At 77.7% G+C, this 2208-nt stretch carries 2 protein-coding genes; both read right to left on the bottom strand.

Annotated features, from left to right (window positions below; translation table 11 throughout):
• Window positions 1-1494 (bottom strand): polyketide synthase (locus tag MHW47_RS34785; protein WP_239227820.1); only part of this gene is annotated, 1494 nt, incomplete at its 3' end.
• 61 nt (window positions 1495-1555) lie between these two features.
• Window positions 1556-2208: polyketide synthase dehydratase domain-containing protein (locus tag MHW47_RS34780; protein ID WP_239227819.1), on the bottom strand; the 653-nt coding region annotated here is incomplete at its 5' end.

Raw genomic sequence — 2208 nt, 5'->3', positions numbered from 1 at the left:
GGGGGCGGGCCCCCGCCGTTCGCCGCCCAGGCCCGCCCGCCGCAGATCCTCGGCGGACGCCCCGTCACCCACCCGCGCCCCGATTGCGACGACCGCGACCGGTGCCCGGTTTTGCGCGGCCGCCGCCCCGGCCCGCCGCCGCGCCGGGGGCCGGGGCACACCGGCCCGCCCCGGCACGTCGGGATGGTCCACCACCAGATGCGCGTTGGTCCCGCCGAAGCCGAACGCGCTCACCGCCGCCCGCCGCGCCCCGGTCCACTCCTCCGGCTCCGTCAGCACCCGCAACGGCGTACCCGACAGCAGCTCCAGCGGACGACCCGCCCCCGGCGTCGCCGGACGCACCCCGGCACCGAGCGCGCCGAGCACCTTCAGCAGCCCGGCCATGCCCGCCGAGGCCAGCAGATGCCCCACGTTGGCCTTCACCGAGCCGATCGGCACATCGTCCGCTGCCCCGAAGACCTCGGCCGCCGCCCGCGCCTCCACGGCGTCCCCGACCGGCGTCCCCGTCGCATGGCACTCGACCAGCCCCACCGACTCGGGCGCCACGCCCGCCGCCTCGTACGCCAGGCGCATCGCCCGCACCTGGCCCTCCCCGGACGGCCCGACCAGCCCGGCGCCCCGCCCGTCGTTGGAGAGCCCCGCGCCCCGGATCACCCCGAACACCGGAGCCCCGGCGGCCCTGGCGTCGGCCAGCCGCATCAGCGCCACGAACCCGGCACCCTCGCCGTGCACCAGCCCGTCCGCCTCCTGCCGGAGCGGGCGGGAGCGCCCCGTACGGCTGGTCGCGGACAGGGCGCAGAACCCGACGTGCAGATAGAGGGGGTCGGGCCGGCTGACCGCACCGGCCAGCATCACGTCCGCCGAGCCGTCGTGCAGCCGGTCGCACGCCAGCTTCACCGCGTACAGCGACGACGCACAGGCCGCGTCCAGCGACCAGGCGCCCGCGCCGAGCCCCAGCGCCCGCGCCGCGAACACGGCCGGCAGCCCGGACGAGAAGCGGTTGCGGGCGTCGGGACGCGTCCGGCGCGCGCCCCGCAGCAGCGCGTCACGGAGTTCCGGCCGCTGCTCCGACAGCCACACGTGCTCGGCGAAGGCGGCCCCCGTCTGCGTCGGGTACGACAGGTTCCCCAGCACCAGCCCCCCGCGCGGCAGCGGACCGGAGCGGCCCGCCTCCGCGAGCGCCTGCCGCGCCCCGTACAGCACCCAGTGGAACAGCGGGTCCAGGCCGCTGATCTCCTGCGGCCCGACCGCGAAGCCGCGCGGGTCGAAGACGGACTCGAACCCCTCGACGTAGCCGGCGACCTCCGTCCAGGTGCGGTCGGCGCAGTCGTCCACCGAGCCCATGACCCAGCGGCGCGGCACCCGCCAGCGCCCCGCCGGAGCGGGCGACAGGCTGGTACGCCCCGCCGCGATGTTCGCCCAGAACGTGTCCGGGTCCAGCGCGCCGGGCAGCACACAGCCCCGGCCGACGACGGCGATCGGTTCGAAATCCATAGGGGCACTCACTCGGACGGCAGCGGGCGGGGGACGGCGGAGACCGGGCGGGGAAGGGGCGTCAGGACGGGCGGCGCACCAGTTCCACACCGAGCAGTTCCAGCAGCACCCGCCCGTCCGGACCGATCAGCGCCGCGTCGCAGCGCGCCCCCGTGTCGTGCGCCTTCCGCCCGCGCACCACGCACCGCACCTCACCGTCCACCGGGCCGCGCCGGTGCACACGGCACTCGGCGACGGCCATCGGCAGTGTCCCGGCCCCCAGCACCTCCTGCGCCCAGAGCAGGCAGAGCTGCAGGGCACCGTCCGCCGCGGCGGCGTCCAGCGCCCAGTGCGCGCCGGGCCACTCCAGCGCGCGCAGCCCCGCGACGACCCCCTCGGCACCGTGCTCCGAGACCCCGCCGACCGCACGCAGCGCCCGGAACCGGGGGCCGTGGAACAGGGCCGTCCCCACGTACGGTCCGGCCGTGCCGAGCGGCTTCACACCCTCGGGCGTCTCCCAGACGTCCGGAGCCACCAGGCCGTCCCCGTTCTCCAGCACCGCCCTGTAGTACGCCGTACCGTCCTCGCCCCGCAGTTCGGCGTCCAGCCCGGAGGGCGAGCCGGGCGCGCCCCGCCCGGCGAGCACGGTCAGCCGGTGGCCCGCCCCCGCCAGCCGGGGCAGCGCACACGTCCGGTACACGCGCAGCTCCCGCACGACGAGCGGACCGGCGGCCG

The sequence above is a fragment of the Streptomyces sp. OfavH-34-F genome, from assembly GCF_022347745.1.
In the GTDB taxonomy this organism is placed as follows: Bacteria; Actinomycetota; Actinomycetes; order Streptomycetales; family Streptomycetaceae; genus Streptomyces.
The sequence above is the reverse complement of the archived record's forward strand: the minus strand, read 5'-3'. Positions and strand labels throughout refer to the sequence as shown.